This is a genomic window from Haloferax sp. KTX1 (genome assembly GCF_902410085.1).
In the GTDB taxonomy this organism is placed as follows: Archaea; Halobacteriota; Halobacteria; order Halobacteriales; family Haloferacaceae; genus Haloferax; species Haloferax massiliensis.
Map to the genome: position 1 here is coordinate 1 of NZ_CABPRH010000274.1, position 415 is coordinate 415.

The window sequence follows — 415 nt, forward strand, 5'->3', positions numbered from 1 at the left end:
GCTGCGGAGCGCATCGGCGATGTAATTCCCGAAGTTTGACTCCTCGGAACGCACAGTGTCCTCGCGGGCATCGAGTGGGACGGTTGTCTCTCCGATGACGACGTCGAGCTCGTCGCTGAGCTTGCTTTCGTAGCTTTCCGCGACTTCGAACACACCTGGGTGCGGTTCGACGCGGCCCTCATCAACCGCGGCAGCGGTGTCGTACACCGTCAGGCTGTGGTCGGTTCGCTCCCCGTCTTCGACAGTGAGCGTCAGTTCGCCGAGGTAGTCGTACTCGTCGTCAACAAACGAAAGCACCGTGTCGTTCACGACTTGGGGCTCCTCGGAGAACGTCGCGGCGTGGTCGCCGACGATGACGTCGATACCGTCGACAGACTCCGCGAGCTCGACGGCGGCCGGGCTTGCCACGTGGGAC

Annotated in this window: 1 pseudogene; it reads right to left on the reverse strand. The window is 63.1% G+C overall.

Annotation, left to right across the window (positions count from 1 at the left end):
* Positions 1 to 415: pseudogene (locus FY251_RS21815) on the reverse strand (bifunctional metallophosphatase/5'-nucleotidase); the annotation flags it as partial.